Origin of the sequence: Pseudomonas sp. TWP3-2 (assembly GCF_049897765.1) — a bacterium.
Classification (GTDB): Bacteria; Pseudomonadota; Gammaproteobacteria; order Pseudomonadales; family Pseudomonadaceae; genus Aquipseudomonas.
Map to the genome: position 1 here is coordinate 35,545 of NZ_JAFCWW010000005.1, position 19,091 is coordinate 54,635.

Annotated in this window: 18 protein-coding genes and 2 tRNA genes; 7 read left to right on the top strand and 13 right to left on the bottom strand. The window is 58.9% G+C overall.

Annotated features, from left to right (window positions below):
• Positions 1 to 29: 29 nt before the first annotated feature.
• From ACP7EE_RS09605 to ACP7EE_RS09620, 4 genes are all read right to left on the bottom strand, one after another.
• Entirely contained in the window at positions 30 to 905 is an 876-nt protein-coding gene (locus tag ACP7EE_RS09605) for a hypothetical protein (RefSeq protein ID WP_426234355.1), read from the bottom strand.
• Complete coding sequence (locus ACP7EE_RS09610) at positions 902 to 2,170, bottom strand: tyrosine-type recombinase/integrase (protein WP_426234356.1); 1,269 nt, start codon at positions 2,168 to 2,170, stop codon at positions 902 to 904. The genes ACP7EE_RS09605 and ACP7EE_RS09610 overlap by 4 nt, the downstream gene beginning before the upstream one ends.
• A gap of 169 nt (positions 2,171 to 2,339) precedes the next feature.
• Positions 2,340 to 2,416: transfer RNA gene (locus ACP7EE_RS09615), tRNA-Met, on the bottom strand.
• Positions 2,417 to 2,531: 115 nt separating this feature from the next.
• A complete protein-coding gene (locus ACP7EE_RS09620; protein WP_426234357.1) occupies positions 2,532 to 4,589 on the bottom strand; it encodes a methyl-accepting chemotaxis protein in 2,058 nt (685 codons plus the stop codon).
• Positions 4,590 to 4,922: 333 nt separating this feature from the next.
• Between ACP7EE_RS09620 and ACP7EE_RS09625 the strand changes: the two genes are divergently transcribed.
• Positions 4,923 to 6,140, top strand: coding sequence for an MFS transporter (locus ACP7EE_RS09625; protein WP_426205731.1), 1,218 nt, complete (start codon positions 4,923 to 4,925; stop codon positions 6,138 to 6,140).
• A 63-nt stretch (positions 6,141 to 6,203) separates the two neighbouring features.
• Here ACP7EE_RS09625 and ychF read toward each other — a convergent pair whose 3' ends face one another.
• The 8 genes from ychF to ACP7EE_RS09665 all read right to left on the bottom strand — a co-directional run bounded on the left by ychF (position 6,204) and on the right by ACP7EE_RS09665 (position 13,120).
• Positions 6,204 to 7,304: a redox-regulated ATPase YchF gene (ychF, locus tag ACP7EE_RS09630; RefSeq protein WP_420650805.1), complete on the bottom strand. Its 1,101-nt coding sequence runs from the start codon at positions 7,302 to 7,304 to the stop codon at positions 6,204 to 6,206.
• 23 nt (positions 7,305 to 7,327) lie between these two features.
• Complete coding sequence (gene pth, locus ACP7EE_RS09635) at positions 7,328 to 7,912, bottom strand: aminoacyl-tRNA hydrolase (protein WP_420650804.1); 585 nt, start codon at positions 7,910 to 7,912, stop codon at positions 7,328 to 7,330.
• A gap of 166 nt (positions 7,913 to 8,078) precedes the next feature.
• Entirely contained in the window at positions 8,079 to 8,678 is a 600-nt protein-coding gene (locus ACP7EE_RS09640; protein ID WP_426205732.1) for a 50S ribosomal protein L25/general stress protein Ctc, read from the bottom strand.
• 142 nt (positions 8,679 to 8,820) lie between these two features.
• On the bottom strand, positions 8,821 to 9,762 hold the full coding sequence (locus tag ACP7EE_RS09645) for a ribose-phosphate pyrophosphokinase (protein ID WP_003171603.1): 942 nt from the start codon (positions 9,760 to 9,762) through the stop codon (positions 8,821 to 8,823).
• Positions 9,763 to 9,807: 45 nt separating this feature from the next.
• Positions 9,808 to 9,882, bottom strand: a tRNA-Gln gene (locus ACP7EE_RS09650).
• Between the two features lie 37 nt (positions 9,883 to 9,919).
• A complete protein-coding gene (ispE, locus tag ACP7EE_RS09655) occupies positions 9,920 to 10,771 on the bottom strand; it encodes a 4-(cytidine 5'-diphospho)-2-C-methyl-D-erythritol kinase (protein WP_426205733.1) in 852 nt (283 codons plus the stop codon).
• Between the two features lie 3 nt (positions 10,772 to 10,774).
• Positions 10,775 to 11,392 (bottom strand): lipoprotein insertase outer membrane protein LolB, encoded by a 618-nt coding sequence (lolB, locus tag ACP7EE_RS09660; protein WP_420650801.1) that lies wholly within the window; start codon positions 11,390 to 11,392, stop codon positions 10,775 to 10,777.
• 3 nt (positions 11,393 to 11,395) lie between these two features.
• On the bottom strand, positions 11,396 to 13,120 hold the full coding sequence (locus ACP7EE_RS09665) for a tetratricopeptide repeat protein (protein ID WP_420650800.1): 1,725 nt from the start codon (positions 13,118 to 13,120) through the stop codon (positions 11,396 to 11,398).
• A gap of 182 nt (positions 13,121 to 13,302) precedes the next feature.
• Between ACP7EE_RS09665 and hemA the strand changes: the two genes are divergently transcribed.
• From hemA to ACP7EE_RS09695, 6 genes are all read left to right on the top strand, one after another.
• Positions 13,303 to 14,589 carry a glutamyl-tRNA reductase gene (gene hemA, locus ACP7EE_RS09670; RefSeq protein ID WP_420650799.1) on the top strand — a complete coding sequence of 429 codons (1,287 nt, stop codon included), beginning with the start codon at positions 13,303 to 13,305 and terminating at the stop codon, positions 14,587 to 14,589.
• Positions 14,586 to 15,668 carry a peptide chain release factor 1 gene (gene prfA, locus ACP7EE_RS09675; RefSeq protein ID WP_426234358.1) on the top strand — a complete coding sequence of 361 codons (1,083 nt, stop codon included), beginning with the start codon at positions 14,586 to 14,588 and terminating at the stop codon, positions 15,666 to 15,668. The genes hemA and prfA overlap by 4 nt, the downstream gene beginning before the upstream one ends.
• Positions 15,669 to 16,499: a peptide chain release factor N(5)-glutamine methyltransferase gene (gene prmC, locus ACP7EE_RS09680; protein ID WP_426234359.1), complete on the top strand. Its 831-nt coding sequence runs from the start codon at positions 15,669 to 15,671 to the stop codon at positions 16,497 to 16,499.
• Complete coding sequence (locus ACP7EE_RS09685; RefSeq protein WP_426234360.1) at positions 16,493 to 17,248, top strand: molybdopterin-synthase adenylyltransferase MoeB; 756 nt, start codon at positions 16,493 to 16,495, stop codon at positions 17,246 to 17,248. Before prmC ends, ACP7EE_RS09685 begins: the two co-directional genes overlap by 7 nt.
• Complete coding sequence (gene murI / locus ACP7EE_RS09690; RefSeq protein ID WP_426234361.1) at positions 17,241 to 18,032, top strand: glutamate racemase; 792 nt, start codon at positions 17,241 to 17,243, stop codon at positions 18,030 to 18,032. Before ACP7EE_RS09685 ends, murI begins: the two co-directional genes overlap by 8 nt.
• 109 nt (positions 18,033 to 18,141) lie before the next feature.
• Entirely contained in the window at positions 18,142 to 18,660 is a 519-nt protein-coding gene (locus ACP7EE_RS09695; protein WP_426234362.1) for an acyloxyacyl hydrolase, read from the top strand.
• Between the two features lie 108 nt (positions 18,661 to 18,768).
• On the opposite strand, the gene ACP7EE_RS09700 is transcribed toward ACP7EE_RS09695, so the two are convergent.
• Entirely contained in the window at positions 18,769 to 19,074 is a 306-nt protein-coding gene (locus ACP7EE_RS09700; RefSeq protein WP_426234363.1) for a YkgJ family cysteine cluster protein, read from the bottom strand.
• Positions 19,075 to 19,091: the final 17 nt, after the last annotated feature.

The following is a 19,091-nucleotide window of genomic DNA, read 5'->3' on the forward strand; positions in this document are numbered from 1 at the left end:
GTATCAGGCTGCGCGCATAAGGTGTCTTCTCATTTGGTTTTTTCGAACTCCGCGATCCACGTATAGAGCGTTCTTTCTTTTTCGATCCCTAGCCGTTTCGCATTGATGCGCACGTAATCTGCTCTGCTGTGGTAGCTGGCTTTATTGGCTTTCCAGTCCGATAGGGCAGCTTCTTTCTTTTCATTCATGCTTCTATGCCGGATGCTGGCTGCTTTTTTCGCCGCTAGAGATACCTTGGTCTTCGCTAGCTCATCTGCGCGGGCGGGAAGACTGTTATCGAAATTGCGGATTAAGTCTGCCTCACGGCGTCCCATATCCCGCACTGCTTCCGCGCGGCAAACAATCTCGACGATGTCGGGCATTGCTTTTGAAATCCCGGACAGCCGAATCATCGGCACGTCTTCGCGGAGGATTTCGGGTAGGTCGAGGTCTTCGTTGTATGACCGAACCGCATATCCGATCTCTTGAAGGGCGAGCACTGCTAGATATTCGAAAGGCTTCGCATCCGGCATTGATTCATCGTCAAGATCAAATTGTTCCAGAACTGCTTCCAAAGCCTCGAGCGGGCGAGTGTTCTCCTCGTTTGGGTAATAGAGTTCGGATGCACTCATGCGATAAGAGTAGTGCTCGATGAAGAGCCTAAGGCCAGCTTCGGTGCGATCTTCATAATCGAGATAGCCCAGAATATGGCCTCCATTTTCGACTTGTTGCTGAATCCAGCTGCTCTTTTCCCAGCGAAAATACTCCTCAGTCATCCATGTGATGGTGTGACCGGCCTCTTTCATTTGGGCTACTGTTCGGCCCCGAAGGAGGTACTTCGCTCTGCCATGAAACTCCTCAAGTCGATCGTGCACCATATACGGCACCTTATCGCTGAAAACGTCGAACTCCTTCGCCTTGCTCACAGGGCTGCCTCCTGCTGCGCTTTTTTCGGTTGCCGTCCGAATTCTCCTTGCACAACCACGCCGCCGGCCAGTCCGTCGAGGTAGTTCGCATACCATTGCATCATCTTCGTGCGCTGCGGCAGGTACTGCGCCTTGTTGTAAACGCCTGCGACGCCAGGCTTCTTGTGCGAAAGCTGGGCCTCGATATGGTTCTCGTCGAAACCGTTTTCGTTGAGCACCGTCGATGCAATATGCCGGAACCCGTGGCCAGTTTGCCGACCCTCGTATCCCATCCGACGCAGTGCCATCAGGAACACCGTGTCGCTCCGCGGTTTGGTGTGATCGCTGCGACCTGGGAAGAGAAGGGGATAGCTGCCGGTGTATTTGCGCAACTCCTCCAGCGCCTCGATCGCCTGAGACGAAAGCGGGACCAGATGCTCAAGGCCTTTCTTGCGACCTTTGCGCTCGACGGGAATAGTCCAAATTTTCTTGGCAAAGTCGAACTCAGACCACCGCGCCTCGCGTAGCTCGCTGGGGCGCACGGCGAAGAGACTCAGAAGGCGCAGGCCTAGGCGCACGTCGTGGGCATGAGGGTAAGCGGCTATGGCGCGGATCAGGCCAGGCAGTTCATCAGGGGAAACGTGAGCGTAGTTCTCGGCCTTGCCGGACTTGAGATATTTCTGAAGGCCTTCAAGCGGGTTATGAGTTGCGCGGCCGGTCACCCTGGCCAAGTCGTAGACATCTCTGCAGTACGAGCGAACTCGGCTCATCTGCTCAAGGATGCCCTGCTGCTCCATGCCTCGCAGAAACTCCATCCATTCGAGGGGGGTGATCTCTGCATAGGGGCGCTTACCGAACACGGGGAAAACATGACGCTCGAAGGCTCCCATGATCCGCTTCGACGTGCCTGCGTCCCAGTTGGTGAGTCTTGAGGTGTACCACTCTCTTGCAAGCGGCTCGAATGTTTCGGCGGCAGTGCTCCTTTCCGCTTTCTTGCGAGCCTGCTTTGTAACGATCGGATTCTTTCCATCAGCAGCGTCGGCGCGTAGCTCGGCAGCTTTCTGCCTGGCTACCGACCCGCTCACATCGGGATAACCGCCCAGTCCGAGCCAAGACCATTTGCCGTCTGGCTTCTTGTAGCGAAGTTGCCAGGACTTCTGGCCGTCAGTTTTCACGCGGAAATAAAGGCTGTTCCCATCGAGCTCGCGATATTCTTTGGTGTCAGGCTCTAGCCCGGCCAACGCGGTGTCGGAGAGGGGGCGGCGCTTGATCTCTGAACGCTTCATCTGACCTGTATCCCTTCGGTTCAATTATTTGTCGAGGATACACAGCGGGATACACGGAGGGAAGGTATAGGGGGATACAAGGAGGGACAGCCAGAAACAAGAAAGCCCGCACGAGGCGGGCTTCTTGTTTTGATTTATAGACATCCTGAGACATCTGTAAATCGGTACTTGGTGGCTACACAGGGACTTGAACCCCGGACCCCAGCATTATGAATGCTATGCTCTAACCAACTGAGCTATGTAGCCAAGTGGCGCGCATTATTCCCCTGAAATGGAAAAGCGTCAAGCGTAAATCTAAAATATTTCTTCTTATTTTCAACCGCTTAACCTCCAGCACCGAAAAACCACCGCGCGGAGGCTGTCAGCGCAGTTGGAATCTCCCGGTATTGGCGCTTAAAGCCTGGCTGCCCTGACTCAAAGAATCCGCCGCGAGGTTCACTGCTCGTGCGCCTTCGAGCAAACGTACCGCCGCCTGATCGACCTGCTGGATATTGCTGCTGACCTCATCGGCGGTGCTCGCCTGTTCTTCGACGGCGGTGGCGATCTGCGCCAGGGTGTCGGTGACGCTCTGCACGGCGCTGGCGATTTCTCCCAGACGTTCGCCCAGCCCGGTCACCGCGTCGGCATCAGTTTGTGCCTGGCCGCAGGCCGCTTCCATCAGACTCACCGCTTCGTTGACCGTGCTGCGCAGGCTGTCGACAGTGCCGGCGATCTGCGCGGTGGACGATTGCGTGCGTTGCGAGAGGCTGCGCACCTCGTCGGCCACTACCGCGAATCCGCGACCCTGTTCGCCGGCGCGGGCAGCCTCGATGGCCGCGTTGAGCGCCAGCAGATTGGTCTGTTCGGCGACGCCGCGAATGGTGTCGACCACCAGTTGAATCTGCTGACCTTGCTCGCTGACCCGACCCAACGCCGCCGCTGTTTCGTTCAGGCGCTGATTGAGCTGTTGAATGCTCGCCGTGGTGCGCTGGCTGTCGCGGCTGCTGTCGGCGGCGATACGCTGAGTGTGCTGGGCGCTGCCGGAAGCCTGTTCGCAACTCTGCGCCACACCCTGCGATGTGGCGGCCAATTGCGTGGCAGCAGCGGCGATTTGGCTGATCTGCAACTGCTGCGCTTCGACTTCGTTGAGCGCGCCGCTGGAGTGATCGTTGAGGCTGCGCACCGCGTTGCTCAGTTGCGAGGTCTCGTGATCGACCCCGAGCAAACTGGTGCGCAATTGCACCACGGCAACGTTGAGCGAAGTGCTGATCGCCGCCAGTTCATCGCGGCCCTGCACCGGCACTTGCAGACTCAGATTGCCGTCGCGCAGCGCTTCGGCGAGCAGCGTGATGCCGCTGGCGCTGCGGCGGATCGAGGCTTGCAGGCAGACGAACAGATACAGCGCCGCCAGCAGCAGACAACCGAAGACTGCGGCCGCGACGACGAACTGACGAATCGCCGAAGCGTGGTAATCATCCAGCCGTTGATCGAGCGAGGTCAGCGATTGCTGGCGCAGCGCTGCGAGGTTACCGAGCAAGCCATCAAGGCTGCGCTCGAAGTCTTCCGGCTTGAGATTGATGCTGCCACCGAACACGCCGTCATCCAGCACTTTCAGGCCCGCATCCAGTTGTTTGAGGCTGTCGTGATATTGCCCGGCCCAACCTTGCAGTGCTGGCGGGAGTCGCGCTTCGAGCAGGCCGGCGGTTTTCACCAGTTGCTCACGCGCATCGCCGATCCGGCTGCGCAGGTCGCGCAACTGCAAACGACTTTGCAGCGTGAATTGGCCGGACACTACCGAGGCCTGACCAACTGCGGCTAGGCGGCCGACCCGTTCAATCAAGTCCGGCGCATGCTGGGTAGAAATCTGCGTCAGCAAATAGGTTTCCAGCCACGGCGCGAGGATCAGCCGAGTGTCCATGGCGATCTGCTCGCGCAACGCTTGCAGCGCGCTGAGCGCATTGGTGAATCGGTCATAACCGTCCGGCCACCAACCGACGCCAGCCAGGCTTTTCGAATCCAGACCATTCAACGCGGTTTGCAGCGCCTGATAGCGGCTGAGGGTTGCGCCCTCGGCACCTTCGGCCTGCAACGCATTGCCCAGCTCCAGCGTGGCTTGTGCGACCGCCGGTTGCACCGCGTCGAACGCAGCCATCGCGGCGAGGGTAGCGGGCGTTGGTTGGCGGTTGGTTTCCGTGGCGCGCCAGCGGGCGGCGCGGTCGCGTTGCGCGGCGAGCAGGTTGTCCAGCGCATCCAGTGCAAGCAACTGACGCACACCGGCACGCTCGCCGGAAATCAGCTCGAGTTTGTTGCGATAGTCCTGACCGATCATCAGCAGGCTACCGGCCAACGGCAGGATAAACAGCAGAAACAACAGCTGGAATTTACGCGCGAAACCAAAACGCCCCAGTAACCGGATCCCCGGCGATAAAAAAGCCTGCATGCCTCATGACTCCTCTGGACACCACGCACCATCGGCGTGCGCCGCGCTGGTTGAGTGCGCGATCTGTGCCCTGCTAAAAGGCTTCGAAAGTCCACTCTCGCCCGCTCTGTAGGCCGGCTCTGTAGCGGAACTTCCCATTCTCGATCCCCTTTGTAAGGAGGCCGCGTTCAAGCGGATAAGCAACGCAAGATTCAGACCATGGCGTTGCGCTATCACCTTCGCGCCGATGAGTGAATCGTTCGTTAGCTGGCTAAGGGGATGGCGCCCCCGCACCGAAAAATGGCACATTGACGCACCTGCCTGCGTGCACCCACCCGTTGTCCGGAAATTCCCATGGCTATCAGCAACGTTCAGTCCGCCGCTGCGGCGGCGCCCGCTTCCTCACAAAGCAGTCCATTGGTGATGCGCATCATCGGCGCGGTGGCGCTGGCGCATTTGATCAACGACTTGATTCAATCGGTGTTGCCGTCGATCTATCCGATGCTCAAGGCCAGTTATGGCCTGACTTTCACCCAGATCGGCCTGATCACCCTGACCTTTCAATTGACTGCATCGTTGTTGCAGCCGTGGGTCGGTTACCACACTGATCGTCATCCAAAACCTTGGCTGTTGCCGGCGGGGACGGTGTGCACCTTGATCGGCATCTTGATGATGTCGGTGGTCGGCAGCTTTCCGCTGATCCTGTTGGCAGCGGGGTTGATCGGCATTGGTTCCTCGACTTTCCACCCGGAAGCTTCGCGAATTGCGCGACTGGCCTCGGGCGGGCGTTTTGGCCTGGCGCAATCAACCTTCCAGGTTGGCGGCAACGCGGGTTCGGCACTCGGCCCGTTGCTGGCGGCGGCGATCATCATTCCCTACGGTCAGGATCACGTGGCGTGGTTCGGTCTGTTCGCGGTGTTTGCGCTGTTCGTGCTGTACCGCATCAGTCGCTGGTATGCGCATCACCTCAACCTGTTCAAGCTCAAGGCCGGCCAGGCTGCCACCCACGGATTGTCGAAGGGCAGGGTAACCAGCGCGCTGGTGGTGCTCGGGCTGTTGGTGTTCTCCAAGTATTTCTACATGGCCAGCCTCACCAGCTACTTCACCTTCTACCTGATCGAGAAGTTCGACCTGTCGGTGGCGAGTTCGCAGCTGCACCTGTTCCTGTTCCTCGGTGCCGTGGCGGCGGGCACGTTCTTTGGTGGGCCGATTGGCGACAAGGTCGGGCGTAAAGCGGTGATCTGGTTCTCGATCCTCGGCGTGGCGCCGTTCACCTTGCTGATGCCGCATGTTGATCTGTTCTGGACCAGCGTGCTCAGCGTGGTCATTGGCTTCATCCTCGCCTCGGCGTTCTCGGCAATCGTGGTTTACGCGCAGGAGCTGGTGCCGGGCAATGTCGGAATGATTGCCGGCATTTTCTTCGGTCTGATGTTCGGTTTTGGCGGGATTGGCGCAGCGCTGCTCGGGCACCTGGCGGATGTGCACGGGATTGAGTACGTGTACTTCCTGTGTTCGTTCTTGCCGTTGTTTGGGGTATTGGCGATCTTTTTGCCGAAGACGAAGAAAGCCTGATGCGCTAAAACTCAGGCACAAAAAAGCCGCGTATCAAACGCGGCTTTTTCATGGGTGCAGCTTTTAGACGTTGAAACGGAAGTGCATCACGTCGCCGTCTTTGACGATGTAATCCTTGCCTTCCAGACGCCATTTACCGGCTTCTTTGGTGCCGGCTTCGCCCTTGTACTGGATGAAGTCGTCGTAGGCGATGACTTCGGCGCGGATGAAGCCTTTCTCGAAGTCGGTGTGGATCACGCCGGCAGCCTGAGGTGCGGTGGCACCGACTTTGACGGTCCAGGCGCGGACTTCTTCGACACCGGCGGTGAAGTAGGTCTGCAGGTGCAGCATTTCGTAGCCGGCGCGGATCACGCGGTTCAGGCCAGGCTCTTCCAGGCCCAGGGCCTCGAGGAACATGTCTTTCTCTTCGCCGTCATCCAGCTCGGCGATTTCCGCTTCGATCTTGTTGCAGACGGGGACAACGATCGCGCCTTCTTCTTCGGCGATGGCCTTGACCACGTCGAGCAGCGGGTTGTTCTCGAAGCCGTCTTCAGCCACGTTGGCGATGTACATGACCGGTTTGGTGGTCAGCAGGTGGAAGCCCTTGATCACCGCTTTTTCGTCGGTGCTCATGTTCTTCATCAGGCTGCGTGCAGGTTTGCCTTCGGTGAAATGCGCGATCAGTTGCTCGAGCAGCGCTTTCTGAACGACGGCGTCCTTGTCACCACCCTTGGCGTTGCGCGCGACTTTCTGCAGTTGCTTCTCGCAGCTGTCGAGGTCGGCGAAGATCAGTTCCAGGTCGATGATTTCGATGTCGCGTTTCGGGTCGACGCTGTTCGAAACGTGGATCACGTTCTCGTCTTCGAAGCAGCGCACGACGTGAGCAATTGCATCGGTTTCGCGGATGTTGGCGAGGAACTTGTTGCCCAGACCTTCACCTTTCGAGGCGCCGGCAACCAGGCCCGCGATGTCGACGAATTCCATGGTGGTCGGCAGGATGCGCTTCGGATTGACGATGGCAGCCAGGGCTTCCAGACGCGAATCCGGCATCGGCACGATACCGCTGTTCGGCTCGATGGTGCAGAAGGGGAAGTTCTCGGCCGCGATCCCGGATTTGGTCAGGGCGTTGAACAGGGTGGACTTGCCGACGTTAGGCAGGCCGACGATGCCGCAATTGAATCCCATGGTGTTTCCCCTTCGGGTAAAAGTCAGGCCTTCTGGCTGTGCAGGTTTTTCATCGCACGGTTCCATTCACCGGCGAGGATATCCGGCAGCACGCCGAGGGCAAAGTCGATGCTGGCATCGAGTTTTTCCTGTTCGGCGCGTGGCGCACGACCCAGGACGAAATTTGAAACCATACTGGCAACGCCCGGGTGGCCGATGCCAAGCCGCAGGCGGTAAAACGTATTCTGATTGCCCAGTTGCGCAATGATGTCGCGCAACCCGTTGTGACCGCCATGGCCGCCGCCCTGCTTGAGCTTGGCAACGCCCGGAGGCAGATCGAGTTCGTCGTGCGCCACGAGGATTTCTTCAGGCGTAATGCGGAAGAATCCGGCGAGTGCCGCCACGGCCTGGCCGCTGCGGTTCATGTACGTGGTGGGAATCAGCAGGCGAACATCCTGACCCTGATGCGAATAGCGTCCGGTCAGGCCGAAATATTTGCGATCGGCCACAAGGTTCACACCTTGCGCGTGGGCGATGCGCTCAACAAAAAGGGCCCCTGCGTTATGCCGGGTCTGTTCGTATTCAGCGCCTGGATTTCCCAGGCCAACGATCAGTTTGATGGCAGTCACGATAGGGGCCCTTCCTTTGGAGTTGTGGATAACATCGCCGTCAGCGAGTGCGGCGAAAGTGGACGAAAAACTTCATTTACTCAAGAGTAAACGCCGCGTTATCGCCCGCTTTCTCGCTACGTTTCGGTCCGCGATGTTTCCTCAAGCTCCGGCAATACAGAGTGATTTACTCTGCAGCGCCTTCTTCAGCTTCTGGAGCAACGCGTGGAGCGTGTACGTTTGCAACAGCTTTGTCGTCACCGTGAGCCAGTGCAACGAACTCAACGCCTTTAGGGGCTTTGAGGTCGGACAGGTGAACGATTGCGCCGATTTCCAGAGCCGACAGGTCGACTTCGATGAACTCAGGCAGATCTTTCGGCAGGCAGGTCACTTCGATTTCGTTCAGAACGTGCGAGATTTCGCCGCCTTTCTTGATCGGAGCTTCTTCACCAACAAAGTGAACCGGCACGATAGCGGTCAGTTTCTGACCAGCTACAACGCGTACGAAGTCAGCGTGCAGCACGTGGCCTTTAGCTGGGTGACGTTGCAGAGCTTTGATGATGACGTTCTGCTTGGTGCCGCCAACGTTCAGTTCGATAACGTGGCTGTAAGCAGCATCGTTCTCGAGCAGTTTGGCAACTTCTTTAGCCAGCATGCTGATGGATTCAGGGGCTTTGTCGCCACCGTAAACTACAGCTGGAACCAGGCTTGCGAGACGACGCAGGCGGCGGCTCGCACCTTTCCCCAGGTCGGAACGCACTTCAGCATTCAGAGTAAAATCGTTCATTGTGTATCTCCAAAATAGCCATGACCGGGTTGACGTTTGCGACCAGCGCCAAACACGGTATGGGCAAAAAAGCCCCGCCCCGGCAGGAATGCCGGGGCGGGGCGCTTTTCGTCAACGAGACATTTCGAGAAGGGCAGGGCCCTTAACGGAACATCGCGCTGATCGATTCTTCGTTGCTGATGCGGCGAACCGCTTCGGCAACTACCGGTGCGATATCCAGTTGACGGATACGCGCACAGGCTTGTGCTGCAGCGGACAGCGGGATGGTGTTAGTCACCACCAGCTCGTCCAGCACGGAATTTTCGATATTCTCGATGGCCCGACCCGACAGCACAGGGTGTGTGCAGTAGGCAAAGACCTTGGCTGCGCCATGCTCTTTCAAGGCCTTCGCCGCGTGGCACAGAGTGCCGGCGGTATCGACCATGTCATCAACCAGAATGCAGGTACGCCCTTCGACATCACCAATGATGTGCATCACTTCAGAGTGATTGGCTTTCTCACGGCGTTTGTCGATGATCCCGAGATCCACACCCAGGGACTTGGCAACGGCACGTGCACGCACGACGCCACCAATGTCCGGGGACACGATCATCAGGTTTTCGAAGCGCTGATCTTCAATGTCATCCACCAGAACCGGGGAGCCGTAGATGTTATCTACCGGAATATCGAAGAAACCCTGAATCTGGTCAGCATGCAGATCAACCGTGAGAACACGGTCGATGCCGACTACGGTAAGCATGTCAGCAACGACTTTCGCGCTGATAGCTACACGTGCGGAACGCGGACGGCGATCCTGACGGGCATAACCAAAATAAGGAATAACAGCAGTAATACGAGTAGCCGAGGAGCGGCGGAAGGCATCAGCCATCACTACCAGTTCCATCAGGTTATCGTTGGTCGGAGCGCAAGTCGGCTGAATAATGAAAACGTCTTTACCGCGAACGTTTTCATTGATCTCGGCAGTAATTTCGCCGTCGGAAAACTTGCCGACAGAGATGTCACCGAGAGGGATATGCAGCTGACGTACGACACGTCGAGCCAGATCGGGGTTAGCGTTCCCCGTAAAGACCATCATCTTGGACACGCGCAGTACCTAGAGGCTGAGGGTAACCTGGATGAGTATGGAAAATGGCAGGGGCGGCTGGATTCGAACCAACGCATGGCAGGATCAAAACCTGCTGCCTTACCGCTTGGCGACGCCCCTGTATCTGTTGCTTGCAAGTGCCGAGCACTTGGTTCCTTTAGAGCAGACTTTGCAGCTTGCGATGCAACATCGAAATGTTGCTTCCCTTTGCTACAAACCCTGTAAGGGTCTCTGTCAGAAGGGCCGAGACTTTATCAGCTTCAGCTTTGCTTGGGAAGCCCCCAAACACACAACTTCCAGTTCCGGTGAGTTTCGCTTCGGTAAAATTACCTAGCAAATTCAACGCGTTACGTACTTCTGGGTAACGCCTCGATACCACCGGCAAGCAGTCATTACGACTGTTTCCCTCGGGAACGGGGCGCACTTTAATGGGCGGCGTGTTACGTGTCAACAATGGATCTGAAAAAATTTCTGCCGTACTTACAGAGACTTGCGGAACGAGCACGACATACCACGGTTCTGCGGGCTCGACCGGGGTGAGTTTTTCGCCCACGCCTTCGGCAAATGCCGCGTGGCCACGCACGAACACCGGGACGTCTGCGCCGAGCGAAAGGCCCAGTGTCGCCAGCCGATCTTCATCCCAACCCAACTGCCACAAATGGTTGAGGCCGAGCAGCGTGGTCGCCGCGTTCGAACTGCCGCCACCAATGCCGCCGCCCATTGGCAGGATCTTGTCGATCCAGATATCAATCCCGAGTGAACAGCCGGATTGTTCCTGAAGTTTTTTCGCTGCACGCACGATCAGGTTGCTGTCGTGCGGCACGCCGGCAAATTCGGTGTGCAGCCGAATCACGCCGTCATCGCGCACGGCGAAGGTGATTTCATCGCCGTAATCGAGGAACTGAAAAATTGTCTGCAACTCGTGATAACCGTCTTCACGGCGTCCGAGAATATGCAGCATCAGGTTGAGTTTGGCTGGCGAGGGCAGCGTCAGGCGTGGAGCGGTCATGCGTTATTGCCCCAGTTTGCGCGGTTGCCAGTTCTTGATCACCAGCGTCACGTCCAGATCCGAGCCGTGCAGTTTGATCCGCTCGGGCAACCAGTAACCGTTCTGCTCGGCATAGCTGAGGTATTCAACCTGCCAGCCATCCTGATCCAGGTTGGCCAGACGGCTGTCAGCATCCAGGGTCAGACGGCTTTTGCTCTCGGGTGCTGGCAAGCCGCGCACCCACCAGGCCAGGTGCGACACCGGCAGTTTCCAGCCGAGCTGTTCTTCGAGCAGGACTTCCGGGGTCGGCGCTTCGTAGCGGCCCTGATTGGCCACTTCCAGCGATACCGCGCCCGGGCGCCCGGTCAAACGTGCCGCGCCACGACCCAGCGGGCCGGACAGGCGGATGTCGTAATAGTCCTGACGTTGCAGCCAGAACAGCGTGCCGCTGCCGGAATCTTTCGGTGCGCGAATGCCGATCTTGCCGTCGATCTGCCAGCCATCAAGGCTGCTCAGTTGCTGTTTGTGCACGTTCCACTGCGCCGGGTTGCCGTGGCCCTCGACCGATTCGCGTGCGCCGAAGCCTGCGCAACCGGCAAGCAGGGCGATGAAGCTGAAAACAATAACGTGGCGCAAAAACATGAGTTATAGAGTCTCGGATCCGGTCAGGCGCTTGATGGTGCTGCGCAGAATGGTGCTGTCGGGCTGGTCCTTGAGGAACTTGCCCCAGATTTGCTTGGCTTCGCGCTGCTTACCCTTGGTCCACAGCACTTCACCGAGGTGAGCGGCGACTTCGTGGTCAGGGAAACGCTCGAGTGCCTGGCGCAGGTATTTCTCGGCGTCTTCCAGATTGCCCAAGCGGTAATTCACCCAGCCAAGGCTGTCGAGCACCGCCGGGTCTTCCGGATTGATCTGGTGCGCCTGTTCGATCAGCGCCTTGGCTTCAGCGTAGCGCGTGGTGCGGTCGGACAGGGTGTAGCCCAAAGCGTTGAGCGCCATAGCGTTGTCCGGGTCACGCTTGATGATCAGGCGCAGATCTTTTTCCATCTGCGCCAGGTCATTGCGTTTTTCCGCCAGCATTGCGCGGGTGTAAAGCAGGTTCAGATCGTCCGGATATTGCAGCAACGCTTGTTGCAGGACTTTCCAGGCCTTGTCGCCTTGATTGTTGGCGGACAGGCTTTCGGCTTCGATCAGATACAACTGAATCGCGTAATCCGGCTGCTCGTCGCGTTCGGCAGCCAGTTTGCTTTGGGCTTCGGCGGCTTTGCCGTTGCTCATCAGAATGTCCGCCTGACGCAATTGCGCCGGCAGATAGTCGTTGCCGGGGCCGACCTGGGCATACTCGATCAGCGCGCCTTGCGGGTCGTTGCGCTCTTCGGCGATGCGACCCAGGTTCAAGTGAGCAGAATCGACGTGGCTTTCGCGGGCGATCAGATCTTCCAGATAACCCTTGGCCTCGTCCCAGGCCTTGCCTTCCAGGCACACCAGCGCCAGCGAATAACGCAGTTCGTCATCTTCCGGGTATTGCTGAACCAGCGTGGAGAACTCGACTTTGGCGTCGTCCATGCGGTCCTGTTCGACCAGCATCCGCGCGTAAGTCAGGCGCAGACGTTTGTCGTCCGGGTATTTTTTGATGCTTTTCTGCAACAGCGGCAGCGCTTCGTCGCCTCGGTTCAGACCTTGCAGCAGACGCGCGCGCAGCAGGATCGGGGCGATTTCGCCGTCTTCCGGCGGGTTGTCTTCAAGTAGAGACAGCGCACCTTTGGTGTCGCCGTTCTGTTGCAACAGCAAGGCTTTACCGAAAATCAGCTGATTATTGTTCGGGTGGCGCTGCAACAAACGGTCAAAACTTTTCATCAGACCGTCGCGGGTTTCCTGATCGGTGTCGGCAGCCGACAGCGCAAGGAAATCGAAATGCGTGTCGCCCTTGCCCTGCAGGACTTTCTCCATGTAGACCATCGAGTCGTCGTAACGCCCGGCGCGGGCCAGTTGCACGGCGGCGGCGCGTTGCGCTTCGAGGTCGTCCGGCGCATTTCTCGCCCAGATCAATGCGGTATCCAGCGCTGGCTGATCCGCGCCGAGGTACTCGGCAATGCGGAACGCGCGCTCGGAGACGCCCGGATCCTGGGTATTGATGGCCTGGGTCACGTAGTTATCCAGGGCAATGTCGAAACGATTGCGCTGGCCGGCCAGTTCAGCGCTCAACAGGCTAAAGACTGTTTCCTCGCTGAACGAGCTGTAAACCTTGGGCTTTTCAGGGGCTGGCGTAGTGTCTTCGGCCGGTGAGGCACTGTCCTGCGACACGGGAGCCAAGGCCTGGCAGCCGCTGAGGAAGACAAAAGCAAGGAGCAACGCGGAGGATCTATTCATATAGGAAGAGGACGACTAACCTGCGGTCGGATCATCATGACACAAGCCTTCGGCCAAACATAACCGAGACTCGATTGTGCCCTTTATAGGGGTAAGCAATTGGGACAATAGTCAGCGGTGGTTGTTCTGAATCTGGCGAAGTAGGACAATTGCCGGCTTCACGTCACCATCAGCGACCTTGAATGGCCTTCCTCGCACTCGGTATCAACCACAAGACTGCTTCTGTAGACGTCCGCGAGCGCGTGGCGTTTACCCCTGAGCAGCTGGTGGAGGCGTTGCAGCAACTCTGCCGACTCACCGACAGCCGCGAAGCTGCGATCCTTTCCACCTGCAATCGCAGCGAGCTTTATATAGAACAGGATCACCTGTCCTCGGACGTGGTGCTGCGCTGGCTCGCCGATTACCATCATTTAAGCCTCGAAGAGCTGCGCGCGAGTGCTTATGTGCATGAAGAGGATGCGGCAGTTCGTCACATGATGCGCGTCGCCTCCGGGCTCGACTCGTTGGTGCTCGGCGAACCGCAGATTCTCGGCCAGATGAAATCCGCCTACGCCGTGGCGCGTGAGGCCGGCACCATCGGCCCGTTGCTCGGGCGCCTGTTTCAAGCGACGTTCAACGCCGCCAAGCAAGTGCGCACCGACACCGCCATCGGCGAAAACCCGGTATCGGTGGCGTTTGCCGCGGTCAGCCTGGCCAAGCAGATTTTCAGCGACCTGCAACGCAGTCAGGCCTTGTTGATCGGCGCCGGCGAGACCATCACTCTGGTCGCCCGCCATCTGCATGAGCTGGGGGTCAAACGCATCGTCGTCGCCAACCGCACGCTGGAGCGCGCCAGCCTGCTCGCCGAACAGTTCGGCGCGCACGCCGTGTTGCTCTCGGACATCCCGGCCGAGCTGGTGCGCAGCGACATCGTCATCAGCTCCACCGCCAGCCAGTTGCCGATTCTCGGCAAGGGCGCGGTGGAAAGCGCGCTGAAGCTGCGCAAGCACAAGCCGATTTTCATGGTCGACATCGCCGTGCCTCGGGATATCGAGCCGGAAGTCGGCGAACTCGACGACGTTTACCTCTATAGCGTCGACGATCTGCACGAAGTGGTCGCCGAAAACCTCAAGAGTCGTCAGGGTGCTGCCCAGGCCGCCGAAGAGATGGTCGCCACCGGCGCCGATGATTTCATGGTGCGCCTGCGCGAGCTGGCGGCGGTCGATGTGCTCAAGGCTTATCGTCAGCAAAGCGAACGCCTGCGCGACGAAGAACTGCAAAAAGCCCTGCGCCTGCTGGCCAATGGCGGCAACGCCGAAGACGTGCTGGTGCAACTGGCGCGTGGCTTGACCAATAAACTCCTGCACGCGCCTAGCGTGCAGTTGAAAAAGCTTTCTGCCGAAGGCCGCCTCGATGCGCTGGCCATGGCCCAGGAACTCTTTGCCCTCGAGGGCTCACCGGATAGCTTTTCGGATAAAAAACCGCAATGAAAGCGTCACTGCTCAATAAGCTGGACATCCTCCAGGACCGTTTCGAGGAACTGACCGCGCTGCTTGGCGACGGCGAAGTCATTTCCGATCAGACCAGATTCCGCGCCTATTCCAAGGAATACGCCGAACTCGAGCCGGTTGTACAAGCCTATAAACAGCTGCTCAGGGTCCAGGCTGATCTTGAAGGCGCCCAGGCGCTGCTCAAGGACGGCGACGCGGACATGCGTGAAATGGCCGTGGAAGAAGTCCGCGAGACCAAAGAGCAACTGATCGAAATCGAAGCCAGTCTGCAACGCATGCTGCTGCCCAAGGACCCCAACGACGGGCGCAACGTGTTCCTCGAAATCCGCGCCGGCACCGGTGGCGACGAGGCGGCGATCTTCTCCGGCGATTTGTTCCGCATGTACTCGCGTTACGCCGAGCGACGTGGCTGGCGCGTCGAGATCCTGTCGGCAAACGAAGGCGAACACGGCGGCTATAAAGAAGTCATCGCCCGCGTTGAAGGCGACAACGTTTACGGCAAGCTGAAGTTCGAATCCGGCGCGCACCGCGTACAGCGTGTACCCGCCACCGAATCCCAAGGCCGTATCCACACCTCCGCGTGCACCGTGGCGGTGTTGCCCGAGCCGGACGAGCGGGAAACCATCGAGATCAACCCGGCAGATTTGCGCGTCGACACTTACCGCTCCTCCGGGTCTGGTGGTCAGCACGTCAACACCACCGACTCGGCGATCCGCATCACGCACTTGCCGACCGGCACCGTCGTCGAGTGCCAGGAAGAACGTTCCCAGCACAAGAACCGTGCACGGGCGATGGCGTGGCTGTCGGCCAAGCTCAACGATCAACAGACCGCAGCCGCGGCCAACGCCATCGCCAGCGAGCGTAAGTTGCTGGTGGGTTCCGGCGACCGTTCCGAGCGCATCCGCACCTACAATTTTGCTCAGGGCCGGGTCACTGACCACCGCGTCAATCTGACCCTGTACTCCCTCGACGAAATCCTTGCCGGTGGCATAGATGCAGTGATCGAGCCGTTGCTCGCCGAATACCAGGCCGATCAACTCGCAGCGATAGGTGAGTAAATGACCATCATCGCCAGCCTGTTGCGCGCCGCCGAACTGCCGGATTCGCCGACCGCGCGTTTGGACGCCGAATTGCTCCTCGCGGCGGCGCTGGGCAAGTCACGCAGTTTTCTGCACACCTGGCCCGAGCGCATCGTGCCGTCCGAGGCCGCGCTGATCTTTGCTCAGTACCTGCAACGCCGTCGCGCTGGCGAGCCGGTGGCCTACATTCTCGGTCAGCAGGGTTTCTGGAAGCTGGATCTGGAAGTCGCGCCGCACACCTTGATCCCGCGTCCGGACACCGAATTACTAGTGGAAGCTGCGCTGGAATTGCTCCCGGCAACCCCGGCCAAAGTGCTCGATCTGGGCACCGGCAGCGGCGCGATTGCTCTGGCTTTGGCCAGCGAGCGTCCGGCCTGGCAAGTGAATGCGGTGGATCGCGTGCTTGAAGCCGTGGCCCTCGCCGAACGTAATCGTCAGCGTCTGCACTTGAACAACGTCAAAGTGTTGAGCAGTCACTGGTTCAGCGCCGTCGAAGGCCAGCGTTTTCAACTGATCATCAGCAACCCGCCGTACATTCGTTCCAGCGATCCGCATCTGGTCGAAGGCGATGTGCGTTTCGAACCCGAAAGTGCGCTGGTCGCCGGTATCGACGGGCTCGACGATTTGCGTCTGATCGTCGCCCAGGCGCCGGCACATCTTGAGGTTGGCGGCTGGCTGATGCTCGAGCACGGCTATGATCAAGCCGAGGCCGTGCGCGATTTGTTGCAGGCCCACGGTTTCGCAGATATCCACAGCCGCACCGATCTGGGCGGCCATCAACGGATCAGCCTGGGGCGCCTGCCGTGCTGAGTGATCAGGAATTATTGCGCTATAGCCGGCAGATTCTGCTGCAACACGTCGACATCGACGGCCAGTTGCAGCTCAAGGCCAGCCGAGTATTGATCGTCGGCCTCGGCGGTCTCGGCGCGCCAGTCGCGCTGTATCTAGCAGCGGCGGGTGTCGGTGAATTGCATCTGGCGGATTTCGACACGGTCGATCTGACCAACCTGCAACGCCAGATCATCCACGACACCGACAGCGTCGGCATGAGCAAAGTCGACTCGGCGCTTAAACGGCTGAGCGCGATCAATCCTGAGATTTCGCTGGTCCCACATCGTCGTGCGCTGGACGAGGATTCCCTCGCCGCGGCTGTGGCTGCTGTGGATCTGGTGCTCGACTGTTCGGACAATTTCTCAACGCGCGAAGCGGTCAATGCGGCTTGTGTCGCTGCGGTGAAACCTTTGGTCAGCGGCGCGGCCATCCGCCTTGAGGGCCAGTTGTCGGTGTTCGATCCGCGTCGCCCCGAGAGCCCGTGCTACCACTGTTTGTACGGGCATGGCAGCGAAGCCGAACTGACCTGCAGCGAAGCCGGCGTGGTCGGACCGCTGGTTGGTCTGGTCGGCAGCCTTCAGGCGCTGGAAGCGTTGAAGATGCTGGTCGGTTTCGGTGAGCCATTGGTCGGTCGCTTGTTGCTGATCGATGCGCTGGGTTCGCGTTTCCGCGAGCTGCGGGTCAAGCGTGATCCTGGCTGCGCGGTGTGTGGTTCGCGCCATGCATGAAGCGCCTATCGGCGTGTTCGACTCCGGCGTCGGCGGCTTGTCGGTATTGGCCGAAATCCAGCGTTTGCTGCCCAACGAATCGCTGCTGTACGTCGCCGATTGCGGGCACATTCCTTACGGCGAGAAAACCCCGGAGTTCATCCGCCAGCGTTGCAGCGTGATGGCCGGGTTTTTCCGCGAGCAGGGCGCCAAGGCGTTGGTGCTGGCCTGCAACACCGCGACTGTCGCAGGCGTTGCCGACTTGCGGCGTGATTATCCGCAATGGCCGATTGTCGGCATGGAGCCAGCGGTCAAACCGGCGGCGGCTGCCACGCGCAGCGGTGTGGTCGGCGTGCTCGCCACCACCGGCACGTTGCAGAGCGCCAAATTTGCAGCGCTACTTGATCGCTTTGCTACCGACGTGCGGGTAATCACCCAGCCGTGCCCGGGGCTGGTCGAACTGATCGAAAGCGGCGATCTGCACAGCGCCGAGTTGCGCCAGCTGCTGCACGGTTACGTCGCACCGCTGCTGGCTGCCGGTTGCGACACGATCATTCTCGGCTGCACGCACTATCCGTTTCTCAAGCCGATGCTCAGAAGCATGATCGCCGATGACATCAGTCTGATCGACACCGGCGCCGCTGTAGCGCGGCAACTTCAGCGTCTTCTGGCTGAACGAAATCTGCTGGCTGAAGGACCGAACCGATCGGTCAGATTCTGGACCAGTGCCGATCCTCAGTACTTGAGAAATGTCCTGCCGTTGCTGGGCCAAACCGCAAACGAAGTGCAACGCTTCGATTTGTAAAAAAAATGTGAAAAACTGAAAATTCATCTGAACTTCTAAACAGGCGCGGGCTTCTATAGCGCAGTTATCCAGAAAACCAAACGATCGTTCCGGAAAAGGAAGTTTTGAAGTGAAGCGACTATTTTGCTTGGCCGCGATTGCGGCCGCATTATTGGGGCATAGCTATACCGCACAAGCTGCAGGCGTTGAATTCGGAGTTGGCGCGACCAGCGATTCGACCATGACCTATCGCCTGGGCATGCAATTCGATTGGGACAAGAGCTGGCTGCAGAGCGACGTCGGCCGTGTGACCGGTTACTGGAGCGGCGCTTACACTTATTGGGAAGGTGACAAGACTTCCAGCAACAACAGCCTGTCGTTCTCCCCGGTGTTTGTTTACGAGTTCGCCGGTGAGTCGGTCAAACCGTACGTCGAGGCGGGTATCGGCGCGGCGTTCTTTTCCAACACCAAATACGAGAGCAACAACATCGGCGGCTCTTTCCAGTTTGAAGATCGCCTGGGCTTTGGTCTGCGATTCGCTGGCGGGCATGAAGTCGGGATTCGTGCGACGCACTATTCCAACGCCGGTCTGAGCAGTGACAACGATGGCGTGGAAAGTTACGCGCTGCATTACACAATGCCGTTGTAAGCCAGATCAAAAGATCGCAGCCTGCGGCAGCTCCTACATGGGATTGATGTACAACCTGTAGGAGCTGCCGAAGGCTCGGGCCGCGATCGGACGATCTTTTGCTTTTAATCAGCGGTAAGCGGTGGCGATACCCTGGCGCTCTTCGATACATTCCGGGGCGCCCATCTCGAACTCGCGGCAGATCAACGGGCGCTTCTCATAAATCGTGCACATCATCGTGTCGCGATCCAGCGCCGCGCACCAGCCGTCGTCCAGCCGCAACATCACCTCACCCCCCCAGTCGTCGGTGTCGATAAAACGCTCGGGCACGCCGGTGTCGGTGATCAACATCACTTCAAGCTGACAGCAGCAGGCTGCGCAAGTCGAGCAGGTGACTGCCGGTTCGGTGATTTGCCGGTGGGGAATGGTTTTCATGGCGGGCAGTGTAAGGC

What these genes read in the sequence shown, in the direction of transcription:
- ACP7EE_RS09610 (WP_426234356.1), bottom strand. Translation starts at nt 2,170, where the DNA reads ATGAAGCGTTCAGAGATCAAGCGCCGCCCCCTCTCCGACACCGCGTTG.
- ACP7EE_RS09620 (WP_426234357.1), bottom strand. Translation starts at nt 4,589, where the DNA reads ATGCAGGCTTTTTTATCGCCGGGGATCCGGTTACTGGGGCGTTTTGGT.
- ACP7EE_RS09625 (WP_426205731.1), top strand. Translation starts at nt 4,923, where the DNA reads ATGGCTATCAGCAACGTTCAGTCCGCCGCTGCGGCGGCGCCCGCTTCC.
- ychF (WP_420650805.1), bottom strand. Translation starts at nt 7,304, where the DNA reads ATGGGATTCAATTGCGGCATCGTCGGCCTGCCTAACGTCGGCAAGTCC.
- ACP7EE_RS09640 (WP_426205732.1), bottom strand. Translation starts at nt 8,678, where the DNA reads ATGAACGATTTTACTCTGAATGCTGAAGTGCGTTCCGACCTGGGGAAA.
- ispE (WP_426205733.1), bottom strand. Translation starts at nt 10,771, where the DNA reads ATGACCGCTCCACGCCTGACGCTGCCCTCGCCAGCCAAACTCAACCTG.
- lolB (WP_420650801.1), bottom strand. Translation starts at nt 11,392, where the DNA reads ATGTTTTTGCGCCACGTTATTGTTTTCAGCTTCATCGCCCTGCTTGCC.
- ACP7EE_RS09665 (WP_420650800.1), bottom strand. Translation starts at nt 13,120, where the DNA reads ATGAATAGATCCTCCGCGTTGCTCCTTGCTTTTGTCTTCCTCAGCGGC.
- hemA (WP_420650799.1), top strand. Translation starts at nt 13,303, where the DNA reads ATGGCCTTCCTCGCACTCGGTATCAACCACAAGACTGCTTCTGTAGAC.
- prfA (WP_426234358.1), top strand. Translation starts at nt 14,586, where the DNA reads ATGAAAGCGTCACTGCTCAATAAGCTGGACATCCTCCAGGACCGTTTC.
- prmC (WP_426234359.1), top strand. Translation starts at nt 15,669, where the DNA reads ATGACCATCATCGCCAGCCTGTTGCGCGCCGCCGAACTGCCGGATTCG.
- murI (WP_426234361.1), top strand. Translation starts at nt 17,241, where the DNA reads ATGCATGAAGCGCCTATCGGCGTGTTCGACTCCGGCGTCGGCGGCTTG.
- ACP7EE_RS09700 (WP_426234363.1), bottom strand. Translation starts at nt 19,074, where the DNA reads ATGAAAACCATTCCCCACCGGCAAATCACCGAACCGGCAGTCACCTGC.